This is a genomic window from Actinomadura rupiterrae (assembly GCF_024172125.1).
GTDB lineage: Bacteria > Actinomycetota > Actinomycetes > Streptosporangiales > Streptosporangiaceae > Spirillospora > Spirillospora rupiterrae.
Window position 1 is genome coordinate 843,595 of record NZ_JAMZEA010000004.1, and the last position, 19,414, is coordinate 863,008.

17 protein-coding genes are annotated in these 19,414 nt (G+C 71.8%); 11 read left to right on the forward strand and 6 right to left on the reverse strand.

Annotated elements, in window-relative coordinates; translation table 11 throughout:
• Positions 1 to 139: 139 nt before the first annotated feature.
• The 9 genes from FHU30_RS16825 to FHU30_RS16870 all read left to right on the forward strand — a co-directional run bounded on the left by FHU30_RS16825 (position 140) and on the right by FHU30_RS16870 (position 11,332).
• The gene (locus FHU30_RS16825; RefSeq protein WP_253876775.1) at positions 140 to 781 is read left to right on the forward strand and encodes a PIG-L deacetylase family protein; all 642 of its coding nucleotides are present in this window, start codon (positions 140 to 142) and stop codon (positions 779 to 781) included.
• 9 nt (positions 782 to 790) lie between these two features.
• Positions 791 to 1,807, forward strand: coding sequence for an NAD-dependent epimerase/dehydratase family protein (locus FHU30_RS16830; protein WP_253876777.1), 1,017 nt, complete (start codon positions 791 to 793; stop codon positions 1,805 to 1,807).
• A 38-nt stretch (positions 1,808 to 1,845) separates the two neighbouring features.
• A complete protein-coding gene (locus FHU30_RS16835) occupies positions 1,846 to 3,117 on the forward strand; it encodes a DUF4910 domain-containing protein (RefSeq protein WP_253876778.1) in 1,272 nt (423 codons plus the stop codon).
• Positions 3,114 to 4,094, forward strand: a complete 981-nt coding sequence (locus FHU30_RS16840; RefSeq protein WP_253876780.1) for a hypothetical protein — start codon at positions 3,114 to 3,116, stop codon at positions 4,092 to 4,094. Before FHU30_RS16835 ends, FHU30_RS16840 begins: the two co-directional genes overlap by 4 nt.
• A complete protein-coding gene (locus FHU30_RS16845) occupies positions 4,091 to 5,602 on the forward strand; it encodes an oligosaccharide flippase family protein (protein ID WP_253876781.1) in 1,512 nt (503 codons plus the stop codon). The genes FHU30_RS16840 and FHU30_RS16845 overlap by 4 nt, the downstream gene beginning before the upstream one ends.
• A 5-nt stretch (positions 5,603 to 5,607) precedes the next feature.
• Positions 5,608 to 6,495: a glycosyltransferase family 2 protein gene (locus FHU30_RS16850; protein ID WP_253876782.1), complete on the forward strand. Its 888-nt coding sequence runs from the start codon at positions 5,608 to 5,610 to the stop codon at positions 6,493 to 6,495.
• Positions 6,496 to 6,655: 160 nt separating this feature from the next.
• Positions 6,656 to 8,119: a collagen-like domain-containing protein gene (locus FHU30_RS16855; RefSeq protein ID WP_253876783.1), complete on the forward strand. Its 1,464-nt coding sequence runs from the start codon at positions 6,656 to 6,658 to the stop codon at positions 8,117 to 8,119.
• Positions 8,120 to 8,129: 10 nt separating this feature from the next.
• On the forward strand, positions 8,130 to 8,858 hold the full coding sequence (locus tag FHU30_RS16860) for a hypothetical protein (protein WP_253876784.1): 729 nt from the start codon (positions 8,130 to 8,132) through the stop codon (positions 8,856 to 8,858).
• Positions 8,859 to 10,000: 1,142 nt separating this feature from the next.
• Positions 10,001 to 11,332 carry an O-antigen ligase family protein gene (locus FHU30_RS16870; protein WP_253876865.1) on the forward strand — a complete coding sequence of 444 codons (1,332 nt, stop codon included), beginning with the start codon at positions 10,001 to 10,003 and terminating at the stop codon, positions 11,330 to 11,332.
• 22 nt (positions 11,333 to 11,354) lie between these two features.
• Here FHU30_RS16870 and FHU30_RS16875 read toward each other — a convergent pair whose 3' ends face one another.
• The gene (locus FHU30_RS16875) at positions 11,355 to 12,386 is read right to left on the reverse strand and encodes a right-handed parallel beta-helix repeat-containing protein (protein WP_253876785.1); all 1,032 of its coding nucleotides are present in this window, start codon (positions 12,384 to 12,386) and stop codon (positions 11,355 to 11,357) included.
• 113 nt (positions 12,387 to 12,499) lie between these two features.
• Between FHU30_RS16875 and FHU30_RS16880 the strand changes: the two genes are divergently transcribed.
• Positions 12,500 to 13,561 (forward strand): phosphatase PAP2 family protein, encoded by a 1,062-nt coding sequence (locus FHU30_RS16880; protein ID WP_253876786.1) that lies wholly within the window; start codon positions 12,500 to 12,502, stop codon positions 13,559 to 13,561.
• Here FHU30_RS16880 and FHU30_RS16885 read toward each other — a convergent pair.
• Positions 13,558 to 14,106, reverse strand: coding sequence for a dTDP-4-dehydrorhamnose 3,5-epimerase family protein (locus tag FHU30_RS16885; protein ID WP_253876787.1), 549 nt, complete (start codon positions 14,104 to 14,106; stop codon positions 13,558 to 13,560). The two genes, FHU30_RS16880 and FHU30_RS16885, sit on opposite strands and share 4 nt — an antisense overlap.
• A gap of 5 nt (positions 14,107 to 14,111) precedes the next feature.
• On the opposite strand from FHU30_RS16885, the gene FHU30_RS16890 reads away from it, so the two are divergent.
• Complete coding sequence (locus FHU30_RS16890) at positions 14,112 to 15,035, forward strand: glycosyltransferase (protein ID WP_253876789.1); 924 nt, start codon at positions 14,112 to 14,114, stop codon at positions 15,033 to 15,035.
• On the opposite strand, the gene FHU30_RS16895 is transcribed toward FHU30_RS16890, so the two are convergent.
• The 4 genes from FHU30_RS16895 to FHU30_RS16910 all read right to left on the reverse strand — a co-directional run bounded on the left by FHU30_RS16895 (position 15,032) and on the right by FHU30_RS16910 (position 19,410).
• Positions 15,032 to 15,688, reverse strand: coding sequence for a class I SAM-dependent methyltransferase (locus FHU30_RS16895; RefSeq protein WP_253876790.1), 657 nt, complete (start codon positions 15,686 to 15,688; stop codon positions 15,032 to 15,034). The genes FHU30_RS16890 and FHU30_RS16895 overlap by 4 nt on opposite strands.
• The gene (locus FHU30_RS16900) at positions 15,685 to 17,052 is read right to left on the reverse strand and encodes a glycosyltransferase family 4 protein (protein ID WP_253876792.1); all 1,368 of its coding nucleotides are present in this window, start codon (positions 17,050 to 17,052) and stop codon (positions 15,685 to 15,687) included. The genes FHU30_RS16895 and FHU30_RS16900 overlap by 4 nt, the downstream gene beginning before the upstream one ends.
• An 85-nt stretch (positions 17,053 to 17,137) precedes the next feature.
• Positions 17,138 to 18,331 (reverse strand): GNAT family N-acetyltransferase, encoded by a 1,194-nt coding sequence (locus FHU30_RS16905; protein WP_253876794.1) that lies wholly within the window; start codon positions 18,329 to 18,331, stop codon positions 17,138 to 17,140.
• Complete coding sequence (locus tag FHU30_RS16910; protein ID WP_253876795.1) at positions 18,331 to 19,410, reverse strand: glycosyltransferase family 2 protein; 1,080 nt, start codon at positions 19,408 to 19,410, stop codon at positions 18,331 to 18,333. Before FHU30_RS16910 ends, FHU30_RS16905 begins: the two co-directional genes overlap by 1 nt.
• Positions 19,411 to 19,414: the final 4 nt, after the last annotated feature.

Here is a 19,414-nt window from a genome sequence, read left to right on the forward strand (position 1 = left end):
AACTCCGGAGTGACAGCGGTCCCCGCGCCTCGGCCGAGGCGCGGGGAGCCGCAGGTGCCGGACGGGCCCGGGGCGGGGCGCGGCCGGATCGACGCGGCCGCGGCCGGGGGGCGGCGGCGGTGACCAGGACGAGGAGACGATGATTCGACTGACGCCAGGGCACTGCTCGGAGATCCTGCTGCTCGGCGCGCACTGCGACGACGTGCCCATCGGCGCCGGCGGCACGCTGCTGCAGCTCTGCCGGGCCAACCCCGGGCTGCGTGTGCGGGCGCTGATCCTGTCGGGCGCCGGGACGGTCCGCGAGGCCGAGGAGCGGGAGGCCCTCGACGCCTTCTGCCCGAAGGCGCGGCTGGAGGTGGCCGTCCTGGACATGCCGGACGGGCGGCTGCCCGCCTACTGGGAGCGCACGAAGGAGGCGCTGGAGGAGGTGCGGCGCGGCTGCGAGCCGGACCTGATCCTCGCCCCGAACGCCACCGACGCGCACCAGGACCACCGCGGCCTCGCCAAGCTCGTCCCGACCGTCTTCCGCGACCACATGACGCTCGGCTACGAGATCCTCAAGTGGGAGTCGGACCTGACGCAGCCCGAGGTGTTCGTGCCGCTGGGCGAGCCCGTGCTCACCGAGAAGATCGAGCTGCTGCACCGCTGCTACCCGTCCCAGCACGACCGCACGTGGTTCGACGAGGAGACGTTCCGCGGCCTCGCGCGCGTGCGCGGGGTGCAGGCGGGCGACCGCTACGCCGAGGGCTTCCACACCAGCAAACTCACCATCCGATTCTGAGGAGAAGCCGTGCGCGTCCTGCTCACCGGCCACCAGGGGTATCTCGGCACGGTCATGGCGCCCGTGCTGAGCGCGGCCGGACACGAGGTCACCGGCCTCGACTCCGGGCTGTTCGCCGACTGCGTGCTCGGGCCGTCCCCGGACGATCCGGACACCCTGGCCGTCGACCTGCGGGACGTCGACGCCGCCGCGCTCGCCGGGTTCGACGCGGTGGTGCACCTGGCGGCGCTGTCGAACGACCCGCTCGGTTCGCTGCGCCCCGAGATCACCTACGACATCAACCACCACGCCGCGTCCCGGCTGGCCCGGCTCGCCCGGGAGGCCGGGGTGCGGCGGTTCCTCTACGCCTCGACGTGCTCGGTGTACGGGGCGAGCGGCGAGGAGCTGGTGGACGAAGACGCGCCGCTGCGTCCCGTCACGCCCTATGCCGAGTCCAAGGTGCGGGTCGAGGACGACATCTTCGCGCTCGCCGACGACGACTTCTCCCCCGTCTCGCTTCGCAACGCGACGGCGTTCGGGTTCTCGCCGCGGCTGCGCGCCGACATCGTGCTGAACAACCTCGTTGGGCACGCGTTGCTGTCCGGTGTGGTGAAGGTGCTGTCGGACGGCACTCCTTGGCGTCCCCTCGTGCACGCGCGCGATATCGCGGCCGCGTTCGCCGCTGTACTGGACGCGCCGCGCGAGGCCGTCCACGCGAAGGCCTTCAACGTGGGCACCGAGCGGAACAACCTCCAGGTCGCGCAGATCGCGGAGCGCGTGAAAGAAGCGGTACCGGACGCTGAACTCGTCATCACAGGGGAGACCGGCGGCGATCCGCGTTCCTACCGTGTGGACTTCGCGCGCATACGAGAGGCGCTTCCCGGCTTCGACTGCGAGTGGTCCATCGCGGACGGCGCTACGGAACTGGCCGACGCCTACCGGAAGTACGGGCTGACGCAGGAGGCGTTCGACCGCCGCTTCACGCGCCTGGCCCGGCTCGCCGACCGCCGTGAGGCGGGAACCCTGGACGAGAACTTCCGCCCATGACACCGGACAGTCCGCCTATGACACCGGACGGTCCGCCTATGACCGCGGACGAGATGCATGCTCTGGTGGAGCGGCTGTATCCGCTCTGCCGGAGCATCACGGGGGACGGCGTCCGGCAAACGCTGGACGTCGTGGGGGAGTACCTGCCGTCCCTGCGCGCGCACGAGGTCCCGACCGGGACGGCCGTGCTCGACTGGGAGATCCCCCGGGAATGGAACATCCGCGACGCCTACATCAAGGACGTCGCGACCGGGGAGCGCGTCGTCGATTTCCAGGCGCTGAACCTGCACGTCGTCGGATACAGCACCCCTGTGCACGCGACGATGACGATGGACGAACTCGCTCCGCATCTGCATACGCTGCCCGACCAGCCGTCCTTGGTTCCCTACAGGACGAGCTACTACGCCGAGACGTGGGGCTTCTGCCTGAGCGAGAACACTCGCTTGTCCATGGGCGACGGGCCGTTCGAGGTCTTCATCGACTCCACCTTGGCGGACGGTCACCTCACGTATGGCGAGGCTGTGATTCCGGGTGCCAGCGATAGGGAAGTGCTGGTTTCCTGCCACGTCTGCCACCCGTCCCTGGCGAACGACAACCTGGCCGGGATCGCGGTGGCTGTTGCCTTGGCGCAGCGGTTGCGGGAGCCGCGTCACACCTTCCGGTTCATCTTCGCGCCGGGGACGATCGGCACTATTACCTGGCTGGCGCGTAACCGTTCACGCGTGGATTCCGTCGCTCATGGGCTGACCCTCGCGTGCGCAGGAGACGAAGGCCAGATCCACTACAAGCGGAGCCGTCGCGGAGACGCACCTATAGACCGGGCCTTCGAGCATGTGCTCCGAGACCGTCCGCATACGATTCTCGACTTCTCCCCCTACGGGTACGACGAGCGCCAGTACTGCTCCCCCGGATTCAACCTTCCGGTCGGTTCGCTTACGCGGACGCCCTACGCCGGGTATCCCGAGTACCACACGTCCGGGGACAATCCCTCGTTCGTCTCCCCCACCGCCATGAGCGACACGCTCGAAACGCTCTGGCAGACCGTCCAGGTGCTCGAACGGGACCGGACGTACGTGAACCTCAGCCCCTATGGCGAACCCCAGCTGGGACGCCGCGGGCTGTATGCGTCCCTTGGCGGGCGCAGCGACACCAAGCAGACCCAGATGGCGATGCTGTGGGTGCTGAACCTGTCCGACGGGCAGCACGGCCTCCTCGACATCGCCGGCCGATCCGACCTGCCGTTCGCCACCGTCGCCGACGCCGCCGACGCCCTGCGCGACGCCGGACTCCTCAAGGAGTTGCAACCATGACCGAGCTGAAGGCCGGCGACCTCGTCGAGGTGCGGAGCGCGGAGGAGATCCTCGCGACCCTCGACGAGCGGGGCGAGCTGGACGGCCTGCCGTTCATGCCGGAGATGCTGGCGTACTGCGGGCGCCGGATGACCGTCCACAAGGTCGCGCACAAGCTCTGCGACACCATCAGCCGCTCGGGCATGCGGCGGATGGAGCGCGCCGTCCACCTCACGGGCGCGCGCTGCGACGGGTCGTCCCACGGCGGCTGCCAGACGGCCTGCTCGCTGTACTGGAAGGACGCCTGGCTCAAACCGGCCTCCGCTGGGACCGAAGCCGCCGCGGAGGACGACGAGGGCGTCCGGAAGCTGCTGCCTCTGCTGGAGGTCAACACGCGCAAGGAGCCCGAGGCGGACGGCGAGGTCCGCTACTCGTGCCAGGCCACCGAACTGCTGCGCGCCGCCCCTGAGCGTGTAGGCGTGAAGAACGTCGGCCAGTTCGTGGACGACGTCCGTACCGGCAACAACAGTGTCGGCGAGTCCGTTAGGGCGTTCCTCATCGGCGGCTACAACCGCTACCAGGACGTCACGCGCGAGCGCCTTCCCAAGCCACTGCTCATCAACAAGGGTCTCCGCTGGGCACTGTTCGAAGGCGCGCTCGACGGCCGCACTCCTGTAGAGACGCTTGATTTGAAACCGGGCGAACTCGTCCGCATCAAGCCGCGTGCCGAAATCATCAAGACGCTCAACAAAGACCTGCTGAACCGGGGCATGGGCTTCGAGAACGAGATGGCCCGGCACTGCGGCAAGACCGCTCGCGTGCGCGCGCGGGTGGAGAAGGTCCTGGACGAGCGCACCGGACGCCTCCTCACCATGAAGACCCCCTGCATCATCCTGGAGGGGCTGGTCTGCGAGGGCGCCTACAACTTCAACTGCCCGCGCGAGTTCGTCCCCTTCTGGCGGGAGATCTGGCTAGAGCGCGTCCAGGACGCCCCTTGACCGACGACACCAGCCCAGTCGCGGCAAGCGCGGAGGCAGAGGGTCCGTCGCTGGGAGCGAAGACTCGGCGGGGGCTCAGCTGGAGCCTGCTCGGGACGGTCGGCACCAAAGCCGGTTCGTTCGCCCTCAACCTCGTGCTCGCGCGGTTGCTGGCCCCCCAGGACTTCGGGGTTTTCGCCATCGCCCTAGCCGCATGGGCGTTCCTGATCCATGTGAACGACGCGGGCATCATCGCGGCCGTCGTGCAATGGCGCGGGAAGCTCGAAGAGATGGCGCCTACGGCGGCGGTGCTGGCGTTCGTTTCCAGTGCGCTCGTCTATGTGGCGTGCTGGTTCGCGGCTCCGTACTACGCGCACCTCGCGCACAGCGATGCCGCTACAGGGCCGATCCGGTTGCTGTGCGTCGTGGTGGTCGTGGACGGCATCACGGCCGTTCGCAGCGGTTCGCTCATGCGTGCGTTCAGGCAGGACACGATCGTCAAGGCCAACGTCGTGGGACTGGTGTGCCAGGCACCCGTCGCCATAGCGCTGGCGCTGGCGGACTTCGGCCCTTACAGCTTCGTGTGGGGACAGGTCGTCGCGTCCGTCGTCGCGGGGGCGCTCATCCTGGTGTGGGCGGACGTCCCGGTCGAGTTCGGGTTCGACCGGGCGGTCGCGCGCCGGCTGCTGCGCTTCGGGCTGCCGCTCGCCGCGTCCCTCGGCATCGAGTCGGTGCTGCTCAACGCGGACTACGTGATCGTCGGGCACGTCCTCGGGACGGTCGCGATCGGCTACTACATGATCGCCTTCAACGTGTCGAGCTGGGTGCCGACGCTGATCGGGCAGGCGATCCGGTACGTGTCCACGGCCGCGTTCTCGCGGCTGGCCGAGCGGGACGACCCCGACTCGCTCTCCGACGGCGTCCGCCGCAGCCTGCCGCTGCTGCTGGCGTTCGTGTTCCCGGCCGCGGTGCTGCTCGCGACGCTCGCCACGCCGCTGCTGGAGCTGCTGTACGGCGCGCGCTGGACGCCCGGCGCGGTCGTGCTGGGCTACCTGGCGATCCTGATGGCGGTCCGGATGATCACGTCGCTGACCTTCGACGTGCTGACCGCCGCCGGACGCACCCGCGCGACGATGTGGCTGAACCTCGCGTGGGTCGTCGTGCTCGTCCCGGCGCTGCTCGCGGGCGTCCGGGCGGACGGGATCCGCGGCGTCGGCATCGCGCACGCGCTGGTCGGCGCGGCCGTCGCGCTGCCGCTCGCGCTGCTCGCGCTGCACCGCGCGGGCGTCCGGCTGGCCCCGGCGCTGCCCGCGCTCGCCCGCCCGGCCGGGGCCGCCGCGCTCACCGCCGCCGTCGTGCTCGGCCTCGACCACGCGGTCACGGCCGCCGTCGGGCCGGTCGCCTTGGCGCGGCTCGTGGTCGCGGGCGGCGTCGGCATCCTGGTGTACCTGCTCCTGGTCGTCCCGAAGGACGCGTTCCTGCGGGTCGCGCACCGCCTCCCGATCCCCGCCACAACCAAGGAGGGCTGATCGTCATGCCGCTGGTGACCATCGCGCTGCCCGTGCGGAACGCCGGGGAGCGGATCGACCGGGTCGCCCGGTCGGTGCTCGGCCAGGACCATCCGGACCTGGAGTTCCTGATCTGCGACAACGCGTCAGACGACGACACCGGCGAGCGGTGCCGGGCGCTCGCCGAACGCGACTCCCGCGTCCGCTACCACCGGCATCCGGACAACATCGGCATCCTGCCGAACTTCATGAGCGCGAGCCGCCTGGCGTCGGGGGAGTACTTCCGCTGGGTCAGCGACGACGACATGCTGGAGCCGCGGCTGGTGTCCCGGTCGCTGGAGGTGTTCGGGAAGGACGGGCGGCTCGTGCTCGTCACGTCCCAGACGTCCTACACGGGCGACGACGGCGTCATCAGCACCGCGCCGTTCACCGACCAGGGCCTCGGCTCGGACGACCCGCTCGTCCGGTTCAAGGCGATGCTGCGCCTGCTGAACTCCAGCCACCTGCTCATCGACCCGCTCTACGGCCTGTTCCGGCGGGACGTGCTGGTGTCGCTCCCGCGCCGGAACATGCTGCGCGAGGACGAGGTGATGGCCACGAAACTCGCCCTCGCCGGACCCTGGGGACACGTCGACGAGGTCCTCGCGCACCGGAACTGGAAGACCGAGAAACCCGGTGTCCTCGCGCGGCGGCTGGGCGTCCCCTCCTGGCAGGCGCACTGCGCGACGACGCTCGAATGCCTGGAGATCTACCGGTGGGTGGACGACCCCGCGAACACTCCCGAACTCACCGACGAGCAGCGCCGCCGCGCCCGCGCCGCCGTCCGCGCGACCTGGGCGCGGCGGGAGCGCCGGGTCGCCGAGCACCGGGCCCGGAAGCTGGCCCGCCTCGCGACCGGACGCGATACGCGATGATCTGGGGTTTTCCACCGGCCGATAGTGGCCATGGGGGACCTTGGACCGATGAAAACAGTACTACCCGGATGCACGATGACAGCGGCATCAATTACCGGGACGCGGCAACGCGACGACGTTGAACGCCCTCGTCCGCGCGAGGGCCTCACCGGGGGCACACATGGGTTTCTGGAAGACGATCCTGGGCATCGCCCGGAACAGGCTCATCGGGCCGCCCGTCGTCGTGCTCGGACTCGGCGTCGCCGCGCTGGTGTTCGTGCTGACGCCGGTCACCTACGTCTCGTCCAGCCTGCTCGTGCTCACCACGCCGTCCGCGGGCGGCCTGGAGGACCCGAACCGCCCCGGCTGGACCACCAACCCGCTGCTCCAGTTCAACGACGGCCTGAAGACGACCGCCGCCATCCTCATCCAGGCCGCCGGGACCGACCAGGCCCTCGGCAGGATGGGCGCGGGCAAGGGGAGCCCGGCCAAGGTCGTGATCAACGACGGCACCAGCAACGGCAAGGTGATGACCGCGAGCCAGACCGGCCCGTTCATCTTCGTCCAGGTCACCAGCACGCGCGAGGGCTCGGTCGAGGGCATCGTCCGCAACGCCGAGCAGTACCTGCGCGACGACCTCGTCAACCGGCAGCGCACCCTGGGCGCGCCCAAGCAGACCTACCTGATGCTCACCGAGGTCGTCCCCGCCTCCGCCCCCACCGCCCAGATGACCAAGAAGTGGGAGTTCTCCGGCGCCGCCTTCGGCTTCATCGTCTGCGCCGGTTTCGGCGTCGCCTACCTCGGCGCCCGCCGCCGCACCCTCCGCGAAGCCGCCGCCGAAACCCCGTACGACTTCTACTACGGCTCGGTCCGGGACGCGGCGCCCTTGCGTCCCGCCGTCCTCCTGCCGGCCCGCCCCGCCCCGTCACCCCGCCCGTACGACGCGTCCATCTGGGAGAACGAACCAGAAGCCGCGCCCCGCAACGGCACCCCACCCCAGAACGGCCACAAACCCAAGGACTACGGCCTCCCCCTGGACGCCGACCCCACCGAAACCGTCCACGACCACCCAACCCCCACAACTTCCGAACCCGACCGCAACCCGCGCACCAACCCCACCCCCGGCAGCGACCACAACCCACGCGAAGCCCACCCCGCACGCGGCGAGACCAACTCACGCAGCAATCACGCCCCCCGAGCCGAGCACGCCGAACGCGACGATCTCGGCCCGCGCAGAGACCACACCCCGCAGCACGAGAACGGCCTACACGGAACCCACACCCCCCGCGACGAGCACAGCGCACGCGGCGAGCGCGACGCGCGAGGCGAGAAGGGGGCACGGGGCGAGCACGGTGCGCGGGGCGAAAACGGTGCCCGCAGCGACAAGGGTGCGCGGGGCGAGTCCGGCGCACGCGGCGAGAAGGAGGCGCGGGGCGAGCGCGGCGCGCGAGGTGAGAACGGCCTGCACGGCGAGTACGGCGCGCCGGGCGAGGTGGGTGCGGGCGCTGGGCAGCAGGGGGCGCGGGGCGAGAGCGGGCGGCAGGGGACGGCGGCGTTCGAGATCATCGGGGTGGACGCCGCGGCGGCACGCGAGCGCGAGGCGGGCGAGGAGACCGAGGACGCGCCCGCTCCCCGGGTGAGGTGAGCGCGGCCCGATGGATTTCTGGAGCACGCTGCTGGTGCTGTTCCGGCGCTGGTACCTGACCGTCCCCGCGTTCGTCCTGTCGCTCGCGATGGCGGGCGCGGTGTTCGAGCTGACGCCGTCCCACTGGGTCTCGACGTCGGTGCTCGTCCTGTCCAGCCCGAAGAACGGCGGCGACATCACCGTCGACCAGCGCAAGCAACCCAACCGGAACCCGCTGCTGATCTACGACCGGGGGCTGAGCGAGACCGCCGCGATCCTCATCCAGATCCTGGGCTCGCCGGAGATCGGGCAGCGCATCGGCGCGTCGCCGGGCGGGTCCACGCAGGTCCAGGTCGGCAACGGCAGCACCAATCCCGAGCTGCTCGACAACGGCCGTCCGTTCATCTACATCCAGGTGGACAGCACGTCGCAGTCCATCGCGTTCTCCACCAACGCCAGGCTCGTCCAGGAGGCCAAGCGCGTCCTGGACGAGCGGCAGCACGCCCTGGGCGCTCCGCCGGCCACCTTCATCACGCTCAGCACCGCCGTCCCGCCGACGACCCCGGTCGTCCAGCGCAAGGGCAAGAAGCGCGCGGCCGTGGCCTTCATGGCCTTCTCCGTCATCGTCACCCTCACCCTCGCCTACGGCGGCGAGAGCTACGCCCAGCACCGCCGTCGCCGCCGCGAGGCCATCGAGGACGAGCCGCCCACCCCACGCCGCCGTCCCGCCCCCGAACCCGAGCCGGCCGGAGGGCACTGACCGTGCCCACCGACCCCACCCCCACCCCGGACACTCCCCCCAAAGGACCCGTCCCCCTCCCCCCTGAGCACCCCTCAGCCCCCAAGCCAACAGAACCCCCAGGCGCGGAACAGCGCGCCAATGCCACAGGGACGACAGGCGCAGAGCAGCGCGCCGATGCCACGAGGACGACAGGCGCAGAGCAGCGCGACGGCACTCCGAGGCGCACGGGCGCGGAGCCGCGCGAGGGCACTCCGGGGCGCACGAGTGCCGAGCTGCGTCGCGGCGGCGCGAATGGCGCGGAGGCGGGTCCGGGCGGGGGCGGTGCGAGGCGGGGTGACGCGGAACAACGCGACCCTGCCGCAGTGACGACGGGCGCGGAGCAGCGCGACGGCACTCCGGGGCGCACGAGTGCCGAGCTGCGTCGTGGCGTCGCGCGTGGCGCGGACGCGAGTCGGGGTGGAGGCGGTGCGCGGCGGGTTGATGCGGAACAACGCGACGATGCCACGGGGACGACGGGCGCGGAGCAGCGCGAGGGCGCTCCGGGGCGCACGGGCGCGGAGATGCGTGGCGGTGTCGCGAGTGGCGCGGGCGCGGGTCCGGGTGGGGGTGTGAGGCGAGTTGATGCGGGACAGCGCGACGATGCCGCAAGGACGACGAGTGGGGAGCAGCGCAACGGCATCGCGGGGCGCATGAGTGCCGAGATGCGCGGCGGTGTCGCGAGTGGCTCGGGTCGGGGTGGGGGTGTTGCCGGGCGGGTTGATGCGGGGCTGCGTGATGGTGCTGCGGGGCGTGGTAGCGGACGGCAGCGTGGCGGCGCTGCGGAGGGTTCGGGTGCGGGGCGGCCTGGCGGGGTGGTGGAGCGGAAGGGTGTGGGGCGGCGCTCGGACGTTGTGCGGCGGGTGCGTGGGGATGCTGCTCAGCAGATGGGGGCGGGGCGGCGGAAGGAGCCTGAAGGGCGGGTTGGTGCAGGGCGAGTGGGGGCTGGGCGGCAGGTGGTTGGCGGGGCGCAGGCGGGACGGCGTGGGGGCGGGGTAGGGAGTGGCCGGCTTGGTGGGGGCGGCGCGCGCGGGGTGCAGGTCGGGCCTTCGGAGGGGGTGGGGACGGGGGCTGGGCAGCGGCGTGGGGTTGTTGTGGCGGGGGCCGATGGGGCGACGTTGGGGGTGTTGTTCGCGCTCGCGACCTTGATCGTTCCGGCGCGGCTCGTGGTCAAGGGGACGGGGATCTCGCTCACGCCTGCCGATCTGGTGGCGTTGGGCATGGGGCTGACGTGGCTGGCGGCGCAATTCGTCACCAACTCGGGGGTCGCCAAGGGGCGGACGGCGGCGCGGACGGTCGCGTCGTTCTACGTGGCGGCGATGTTCGCCTGCTACGGCGGCGCGAACAGCGGGTACCTGCCGGCGGACGAGCGGAACCTGCTCGACCACTCGCTCGTGCTGTCGGTCGCGTTCGCCGGGGCGACGCTCGCGGTGTGCGACGGGGTGCGGACGCTCGACCGGCTGAACATGCTGCTCAAGTGGGTCGTCGTGGGCGGGACGGGCGCGGCGTTCGTGGGCGCGTTGCAGTACCTGTTCATGTTCGACCTGACCAAGTACATGGTCGTGCCGGTGCTGCGGTACACCAGCGGCGACAACCCGACGATCATCCCGCGCGGCGGGCAGCTGCGGGTGGCTGCGACGACGGGCCATCCGATCGAGTTCGGCATCGTCTGCACGATGGTGCTGCCGCTGGCCATCCACTATGCGCTGCGGGCTCGGCGGGCGGGGACGCGGTCGTGGCCGTGGTGGGGGTCGGCGCTGCTTCTCCTCTCGGGGATGCTGTTCTCGGTGTCGCGGTCGGGCGTGCTGACGCTGCTCGCGATCGGGCTGGTGCTGCTCGCGGGCTGGCCGCCGCGGATGCGCACGCGCGCGCTGGTGGTGGTCGCGGCGTGCTCGCTCGCCGTGCTGATGATCGCGGGCGGGCTGGTCCGGGCGATCTACAACCTGTTCGCGAACGCGCAGGCGGACACGAGCATCACCGCGCGGCAGCACCGCTACGGGCAGGCCGCGATGGAGATCTCCAAGCACCCGATCTTCGGGCGCGGCGACGGGACCTGGCACTTCCCGGTCTACAACGCCTTCGACAACCAGTACATCATGTCGATGGTCGAGACCGGCGTGCTCGGCACGACCGCGCTCGTCCTGCTGTTCCTCGGCGGGATCTACTCCTCGCTGCGCGCCCGCGGCAAGGCGTTCTCCGATCCGGACACCCGCGACCTGGCGCTGTCGGTCACCGCGTCGCTCGCGGCGCCGCTGGTCGGCGCGGTCACCTTCGACCTGCTCTCCTTCGCCACGATCACCGGCCTCACCTTCCTCATGGTGGGCGCGGCGGGCGCGCTGCTCCGCATCACCCGCGAGCAGGAGCCGCCGACCGCCGTCCCGTGGCGCGTCCGCGCCGGACGCAGCCGAGCCGCCCGCGTCCTCCGCGGCAAGGTCACCCCCGCCCGCCCCCACTGACCCGTGGGCGCGCCCCCCCGCGCTACTCGGTGCAGGGGAGGGGGCGGACGGTCTTGGTGACCTTGTAGGCGGGGTCGATGGTGACGATGGTGTTGCCGGTCCAGGTCTGGATGGCGTGGCACCAGGACTCGACCGGGGCGTAGGACCAGGTCCTGTCGACCATGCGGTTGTCGCGGACGACCAGGCGGCCCGCGACGTGCTTCAGCTGGATGCTGTAGGTGCCGCCGGCGACGAGGTTGTCCTCGACCGTGACGTCGCTGATGGTGCCGCCCGCGCTGTCGGCGAGGAACAGCGGGGCGGTGAAGTCGGAGACGCCGCGCTGGTCGAAGGTGCTGTGCCGGACGACCAGGTGGCGCGCGTCGTGGACGCCCCAGACCTGGATGCCGTCGGCGTGGTCGGCGCCGTTGGAGCAGTTCTTGACGTAGGAGTCGGTGATCTCGACGTCGCCGCCCCTCGCGGTGTCGCCGGAGACCTTGAAGCCGTGGCTGAAGCCGCGGACAAGCAGGCCGGACGCGCGGAAGCGGGCGGTGCCGACCGCATCCTCGCTGACGCAGCGGTCGGGTCGTCCGACGGTCGAGTCGGTGATCGTGAAGGGGTGGTTCGCGTCCTGGTAGTCGTTGGTGACGCGGCCGTCGATCACGCTGTTGCGGATGGTCACGCGGTCGGCGGCGATCACCACGTTGCCCGGGACGTGCACGCCGTCCAGGACCGTGCCGGGCTTGGTGACCAGCAGGGCGTCGTTGTCGACGTTCAGCCTGACCGCGCGCATCGCGGACAGCGCGTGCGGGGCTCCCGTGCAGGCCGGGGTCGGGTAGGCCGGGCAGCGGCCGTTCCCGGCGGGCTTGGCCGTGGCGTCGGCTGTGGGGGCGTTCGAGGGCAGCGCCGTCGGGCTCGGCGGCGTGGCCCCGGAAGGCGTCCCGGGTGCGGTGCTGGACGGCGCGCCCGTGCGGTGCGGCGCGGCCTTGTCCTTGCCCTGGCAGGCGGCGAGGCTCAGGACGAGCAGCCCCGCCGACGCGACCGTCAGGGCCCGGCTCCTGCCGAACGACTCGGTCATAGGTCGCATTGTGAGCACACGTGGCGGCCGCAGGGGGCCGTTCCCCCGGGGACGGCTGATTGTGGCCAGGTGGTGCGGACAGGTGCCCATCGGGCCTGGCTACGTTGGGGTGCATGGCGTCTCGGGGGTGCGAAGGCCGTGCGGGGGCGGTGCCCGTCGGTGTGGCGGCCGGGTGCGGTGTGCTGCTCGTCGCGGTGTACGCGCTCGCGGTGTGGACGGTGCCGGGCCAGCGGTTCGAGGACGCGGTGCTGCGGGCGGCCTGGCCGGGCCGCGCGTCGCCCCTGGTGACGGCGCTGGACACCATCTCGATCTGGTCGCTGGCCCTGGCGGCGGGCCTGGTCGGATGGATCGGCCACCGCGCGGGCGGCCGCGCGATCGCCGTCGCGACCGTCCTGATGATCTTTGCGACGGTGACCACGACCGAGCTGCTCCAGGCGGTGCTGCCGCGGCCGATCCTGCTGGCCCACGGCTTCCGGCGCGAGGACCGGTCGTTCCCGAGCGGGCACACGGCGGTCGCGACGGCGGTGCTCTGCGGGCTGCTGCTGGCCGTGCCGGTGCGGCTGCGCTCGTGGACGGTGCTGCCGGTGCTGCTCGGCTCGGCGGGCATCGGCGCGGCGACGGTGACGGCGAGCTGGCACCGCCCGAGCGACACCATCGGCAGTGCCCTCATCGTCATGATCGGTGTCTGTCTCACGATCGCCGTCCTCCGTCGCCGCGGCTTCCTCGTCCCACACACCCAAACGGCCGAAGGGGGCCGGATCGTTGGGGCCGTTCTCGGAGTTTTCGTCACGGCCGCCGTCGCTGTCGCCGTTTTCGCAGGTCACAGGGCCACCACGGCGCTCAATTTGACCGATGATCCCGACCTCGCGCCGCACGGCGCGGTCGTCGCGGGCCGCGCCCTGGCCATTGCGGCCGCGGGCACGGCGACCCTCATGACGTTCCTTCTCCTGCGCGGGCACGGGCCTGCCAGAGACGCGCGCGCACGAGAGCGCGCACCAGCGACCAGCACGGGCCGGTCTCGGACAACAGCGACCAGCACGGACCGGTCCCGGACAACAGCGACCAGCACGGACCGGTCCCGGACAACAGCGACCAGCACGGACCGGTCCCGGAAAGCAGCGGCCAACGCGGACCGGTCCCGGACAGCGCAGAATCGACGAGCCCAGCCGAACTAGGCGGAGAGGCGCGCGCGCAGGTCGGACCAGGAGCCCGCGGCCAGGTCGCGGTCGCTGATGGCGGCCACCGGCAGCGGCCAGGGAATCTTCAGATCCGGGTCGTCGTACCGGACGGACAGGTCCTCGGACGGGTCGTGCTCGCGGTCGATGCGGTAGCAGACGTCCGACAGGGCCGTGAGCGACTGGAAGCCGTGCAGCAGGCCGGGCGGGACGTAGAGGGTCCTGAAGGTCTCGTCGTCCAGCCGGACGGCCACGTGCTGGCCGAAGGTGGACGAGCCGGGACGCGCGTCCACGACGATGTCGAGCACCGCTCCCCGCGCGCAGCGCACGAGCTTGCCCTCTCCGCGCCCGGACCGGCCGTGCATGCCGCGCACGGTTCCGTAGCGTGACCTGGACTGACTGTCCTGGATGAACGCGGCGGCATCGAGCCCCTGCGCGCCCGCTACAGCGGCGTCGAACGTCCGGGTGAAAAGTCCGCGGTCGTCGTGGTGCGGCTCGGGGACGAACAGCAGCATCCCGTCGAGCTCGGTTCGCTCTACTCTCATGTTCCGTGGACCTCACCGAAGGGCCGGTTGTCAACGTCACCGAAGGGCCGGTTGCCAGCGTCTCCGAAGGGCCGGTTGCCAGCGTCTCCGAAGGGCCGGTCGCCAGCGTCGTCATCCCCGCGCACGACGAGGAGGCCGGGCTCGCCGCCCTGCTCGCTGGGCTCCTGGACGGGGCCGCGCCCGGGGAGTTCGACATCGTGGTGGTCGCCAACGCCTGCACCGACCGCACCGCCGGCGTGGCGCGGGACGCGGGCGTCCGGGTCGTGGAGACGGCGACGCCGGGCAAGGCCAACGCGCTGCGGCTCGGCGACGAGGCCGCGCGCGTCTTCCCCCGGGTCTATGCCGACGCCGACGTCCTGCTCACGACCGCGGGCGTCCGCGCGCTCGCCGAGGCCGTGCGGCGTCCCGGAGTGCTCGCGTGCGCGCCCCGGCCGGTGCTGGACCTGTCCGGTACCGGGCCGGTCGCCCGGCGCGTCCACCGCGTGCACGAGGAGCTCGTCGCCCCCTCCAGGGGACTCGCCGGGACGGGCGTGTACGTGCTGACCGAGGACGCGCACGCGCGCGTGTTCCCGCTGCCGGACGGCCTGGTCGCCGACGACGGCTGGGTCCACGCCAGTTTCGCCCCGGACGAGCGCGCGGTCGTCGCCGAGGCGACCTCGGTGGTGCGGCCCGCGCGAACGGTCCGGGCGCACCTGCGGCGGCGGGTCCGGGTCCGGCTCGGCAACCGGCAGCTCGCCGAGCTCGGACGTCCGGTGTCGGCGTCCCCGCTCAGGCTCGCCGACCTGCGGCTCCTCGTGCGCGCGCGGAGGGTCGGGGCCATCGAGGCCGCCTGCTACCTTGCGGTGCTGGCGCTGGACAAAGCCCTGGCCAGGGCGCGGCGAGGCCGTCCCGTCAGCTGGGGTACCGACGCCAGCAGTCGCCATTCCTAACCCCGCTTCACTGCGATGAGCGATTTCACCAAACCCGCGAAGCGTTCGCCCAGCAGGGCGGAATCGGGGAACAGGTAGCGCATCTCCGTGCGTCCGAGCAGCTCGACGCCCAGCGCGTCCGCGATGGCCGCCTCGCGTCCCTCCGGCTTCACCTTCACCAGCGGCCAGCGTTCGGCTACGCGCGCACGCGCGTTGAGCGGAAGGAACTGGAAGCCGGGACACACCCAATGCGGCTCAACCGGGAAGTACCGGTAGGGCGTTTGCACCCAGTGCCTAGGCGCGAGGTCGCGGACGGTCCGTGCGAACCGCTGCCTTTGGGCGATCCCCCCGACATGCTCGATGACCGAGTTGGAGACCACAAGGTCGAAGCCCTGCCCAACGAGGTCCGCGCGCAGGTCACAGGCATCGCCGGTCTCGGCGGTGACGCCTTCGGGAAGGTCGTCCGGCTGCTTCTCCAACAGGTTCACGATGTGCAGCCGGGACGGACGCGCCGGGGCGCGTTCCCAGAACTCGTAGGTGCCGCCCAGGTCGATGACCGACATCGTCTCCAGCTCGGGGAACGCCTGGCGGAACATCTCCCAGCGCCGCCGCCGGGCCTTCGCGCCTAGCGAATCGGGCCCTTCGACAAAGCGGCTGCGTAGCGCCTGCTTCACGTCCCCTCCTTGTCTGTGCGCCGTCCTAGGCGCCGTGTCAGGGACGCGCGGCGCATCCGTTCGGGCGCGCACGCCGCATCGTAGGCCGCCAGCAGCGCCTCACGGGAGTGGTCCCAGGAGAGTGGTCCGGCGACGCGTTCGCGGCCGATCTCCCCCATGCGCGCGCGCTCGTCCGGGTCGTCCAGGAGTTGGACGATGAGCTTGGCGAACGCGGATTCGTCGTCGCAGGGGGCGAACAGGGCGGCCTCCCCAGCGGACACGCGCGATTCGTGCAGATCGAACGAGACCGTAGGCCGGGACATGGCCATGTACTCCATGACCTTGTTCATCGTGGAGCGGTCGTTGAGCGGGCTGTAGGGGTCGGGCGCGAGGCACACGTCCGCTGTGGAGAGATAGGGCAGGAGCCTGTCGTCCAGGACGCGCCCGGGGAACTCGACCCGATCCTCTAGGCCGAGCTCGCGGACCATCTTCACGAGTGAGTCGAACATGTCGCCGTCGCCTAGGAAGGCGGCGTGCCAGTCGTCCCGTCCTAGCTCGTCGCGCAGTTTCGCCAGGGAGCGCAGCGCGTAATCCACGCCGTCCTGCGGGCCCATCACGCCCAGGTACACGAGGAGGTGCTGTTTGCCGCGCTTCAGTTCCGGCTGCTGCGGGACGGGCCGGAACCGGTCCGTCGCCGGCGCGCTGCGCACGACGAACACGTCCTCGGGACGCTTGCCGCCGCGTCCCAGCGCGATGTCCCGGTAGCTCTCGTTAGTGACGATGACGACGTCGGCGGTGTCGTAGGTAGCACGCTCTACCCGCCGGACGCCGCGGTACAGGATGTCCTCGCCCCGCCCGAACCGCGACAGGTACAGCTCCGGGACCAGGTCGTGCTGGTCGAAGATGAACCGCGTGCCGTGCCTCCGCAGCATCCGCGCCACGAGGAACAGCAGGTCAGGCGGGTTGCAGGCGTGCACGACGTGGAACGGGCCGTGCGTCCGGACGAGCCGCCGCGCGATCCGCGCCGTGTGCCAGAGCGCCGCTCCGTACTCGGCGAGGTACCCGCGCGGGCCGCCGGCCGCGGCGGCCAGCGGGTAGCGGTGGATAGCGACGCCGTCGATGAACGCCTCGGGCTCGGTGTCGTTCTTCGCGCCCTGCGGGCAGATGACGTGCACCTCCCAGCCCGCGTCGCGCAGGACCGTGCTCTCCTGCCAGACCCGCCGGTCGAACGGGACGGACAGGTTCTCGACGAGGATCAGCGCGCGCCGCCGCGCCGCTCCTCGCGGGGCCTCCTCAGCGGAGGCCGGTGCCGGGGTTCGTGCGGACGTTCCGGCGGGGGTCCGCCGGTCCGCGCGCTCGCCGCTCTTGTCGCCGTGAACAGCCAAAGCTCACGCATCCAGGGGTGAACCGGCGCCCCCTGGCGCCGGGCAGGGGACGGACGGAGAGTGCGGGGTGGTTCAGCTGGCGGGGTCATCGGAGGCCGCCCCCGGACTGGCGGGCGGTCTCCATCGCGCGGCGGGCCCGGCGGAGAGCGGGAGCCAACCGGGTGTCGCGCAACGTGTTTCGGGCCGTTCCCACGGCGGTGTTCCGGACGCGCCGGACGGCGCGCGCGACCGGGCCGCGCAGCACCGCGCCCTGGCACACGAACGTCTCGCCGGTCTTGGCGCGCCGCTTGTACTCGTCCTCGCCGCGTCCCAGGTCGATGCGGGTGACGCCGAGGTCCGGCGCGGCCGAGACCAGCTCGCGCAACAGGATCCAGCCGGGCGCCAGCGCGGCGTGCGCCGGGTCGTACACCGGGAACCACCAGTGCAGAACCCCGCCGGAACGCAGGCCGAAATGCGCCGCGAGCAGATGCGGCCCGGCCCGGACCACCGACAGCACACCGCCGAAATCGGCCGAGCGCGTGTTCAGCAGCAGATGCAGCAGCTCACGGCGGGACGGGTCGGCGAAGTAGTCGCGCGCGTTCGTCGCCTCGTACTGGCCGCGCTTGAGCTCGATCAGCTCGTCCAGCGCCACCGGGTCGACGATGTCGGCCTCGAAGGTGACCGGGCCGAGCGTCCGCTCCGCCTTGCGGATGCGGCGGCGCGCCTGCGACATGTTGTCCTTGCCACTGCGGGACGCGCGGCCGAGGTAGCCGTCCAGACCGCCGCTGACGTCGAGGAACGGCGACGGACGCCGCGTCTCGGTCCACGGTTCGAAGCCCGGCGTGCCGTCCAGCAGGTGGTCGAACTCCAGGTTGCGGACGCTCGTCCCCGTCACCAGCGACCGGACCGGAAAGGCGTGCCCGGCGGCCGTGATCGGCCCCTGGAAGTCGGCGCCCGGCCATCCGACCGGACGCGCTACCGCGCCGTCCCGCTGCAAGGCGAAAACACCGGTGATGCGCCCGCCTGCGCCAGTGCTCCGCGCGCCGCCGCCACCGCCCTGCTGACCAATGTCAGTGCTCTGCCCATCCGAGCCGGTGATCTGCTCACCTTCACTTGCCACGGCCACCGTGACGGGCCGTCCGGAGGCGTGGACGGCCGCGGCGAAACCAGGGTGGAAGTACGGGCTGTCGTACCGCGCGTCGGCCGCTCGCAGCCGCTGCCAGGCGTCCAGTTCGGCCGGTTTCAGCGCGTCGAACGCGACGAGGCGCAACCCGGTGCCGGGACGGGGGTCCGCGGCCATCAGGCCTTCAGCTCCCGGATCCGGTGGGACGGCAGCAGCAGCGCGGCCAGCGCGGCGCGCGACGTGCGGCGCCCGGCCAGGGTGCGCAGCAGTTCGCCTAACGTGATGCCCAGGAAGAACGGGATTGCGGCGAGCGTCCCGCGCCGCCGCCTGAACAGGCGGACCCGGTTCACGGTGAGCAGCGAGTAGAGCATTGGACTGGAATCGGACTCGCCGCCTAGATGCACCACCTCGGCGGCAGGCTCGTACCAGGTGCTCAGTCCAGCGTCGGCGGCCCGCAAGGCGTAATCGGTCTCTTCGCTATAGAGCAGGAACGATTCGTCCCACGGCCCCACGCGACGGATCGTCTCCACAGACAACAGCTGCGCGGCGCCCGTCGCCCACACGGCCTCGTGCGCACGCGCGTAAGCCTCGGGGTCGGTGATCTTCTCGCTCAGCCGCGTCAGGCTGCCCGACAGGCGCCCGCCCAGCAGCGCGTCCACCCAGACGCGCAGCACGCTCGGGCTCCGGAACAGCGACGCCTGGAGCGTCCCGTCCGGCGTGATCAGGCGCGGGACGGCGATGCCGCGCCCGGGATCGGCGGCGAGCGCCCCGGCCAGCGCGGCGAGCGCGCCTTCGAGGAAGCGGCAGTCGGGGTTCATGACGAACACCGCGTCCAGCCCGTCCAGGTCGAGCGCGGCCGTCCCGGCGTTGATCGCCGCGGAGTAACCGCCGTTCCGGCCCGTCTCGATCACCTGGACCGGCAGGTCCGCCGAGGCGTCCTTGGCGATCCGGACCGAGTCGTCCCGCGAGGCGTTGTCGACGACGACCACCCTGGTCAGCCGCGTCCCGGCGGCGCCGAGCGCGATCGAGGCGAGGCACCCGCGCAGCACCGCCGCGCTGTTGTAGGTCACCACCACGACCGCGATCCGCGCCCCAGCGGCGTCCGGCGCCGCACAGGCGTCCGGGAGCGCGTCGGGCCCGGAGTCCGCGGCCGCGCCGGACCCCGGAAGCACGCCGGAATCCTGAAGCGCGCCGGAGTCCTTAAGCGCGTCTGGGGCCGGGAGGACGAGGTCGGGGACGGAGTCGGAGAGGGGCATCGGG

Coding starts and splice junctions, on each gene's coding strand:
- FHU30_RS16910 (WP_253876795.1), bottom strand. CDS start 19,410: ATGCCCCTCTCCGACTCCGTCCCCGACCTCGTCCTCCCGGCCCCAGAC.
- FHU30_RS16860 (WP_253876784.1), top strand. CDS start 8,130: ATGGATTTCTGGAGCACGCTGCTGGTGCTGTTCCGGCGCTGGTACCTG.
- FHU30_RS16840 (WP_253876780.1), top strand. CDS start 3,114: ATGACCGAGCTGAAGGCCGGCGACCTCGTCGAGGTGCGGAGCGCGGAG.
- FHU30_RS16875 (WP_253876785.1), bottom strand. CDS start 12,386: ATGACCGAGTCGTTCGGCAGGAGCCGGGCCCTGACGGTCGCGTCGGCG.
- FHU30_RS16825 (WP_253876775.1), top strand. CDS start 140: ATGATTCGACTGACGCCAGGGCACTGCTCGGAGATCCTGCTGCTCGGC.
- FHU30_RS16885 (WP_253876787.1), bottom strand. CDS start 14,106: ATGAGAGTAGAGCGAACCGAGCTCGACGGGATGCTGCTGTTCGTCCCC.
- FHU30_RS16880 (WP_253876786.1), top strand. CDS start 12,500: ATGGCGTCTCGGGGGTGCGAAGGCCGTGCGGGGGCGGTGCCCGTCGGT.
- FHU30_RS16835 (WP_253876778.1), top strand. CDS start 1,846: ATGACCGCGGACGAGATGCATGCTCTGGTGGAGCGGCTGTATCCGCTC.
- FHU30_RS16850 (WP_253876782.1), top strand. CDS start 5,608: ATGCCGCTGGTGACCATCGCGCTGCCCGTGCGGAACGCCGGGGAGCGG.
- FHU30_RS16855 (WP_253876783.1), top strand. CDS start 6,656: ATGGGTTTCTGGAAGACGATCCTGGGCATCGCCCGGAACAGGCTCATC.
- FHU30_RS16905 (WP_253876794.1), bottom strand. CDS start 18,331: ATGGCCGCGGACCCCCGTCCCGGCACCGGGTTGCGCCTCGTCGCGTTC.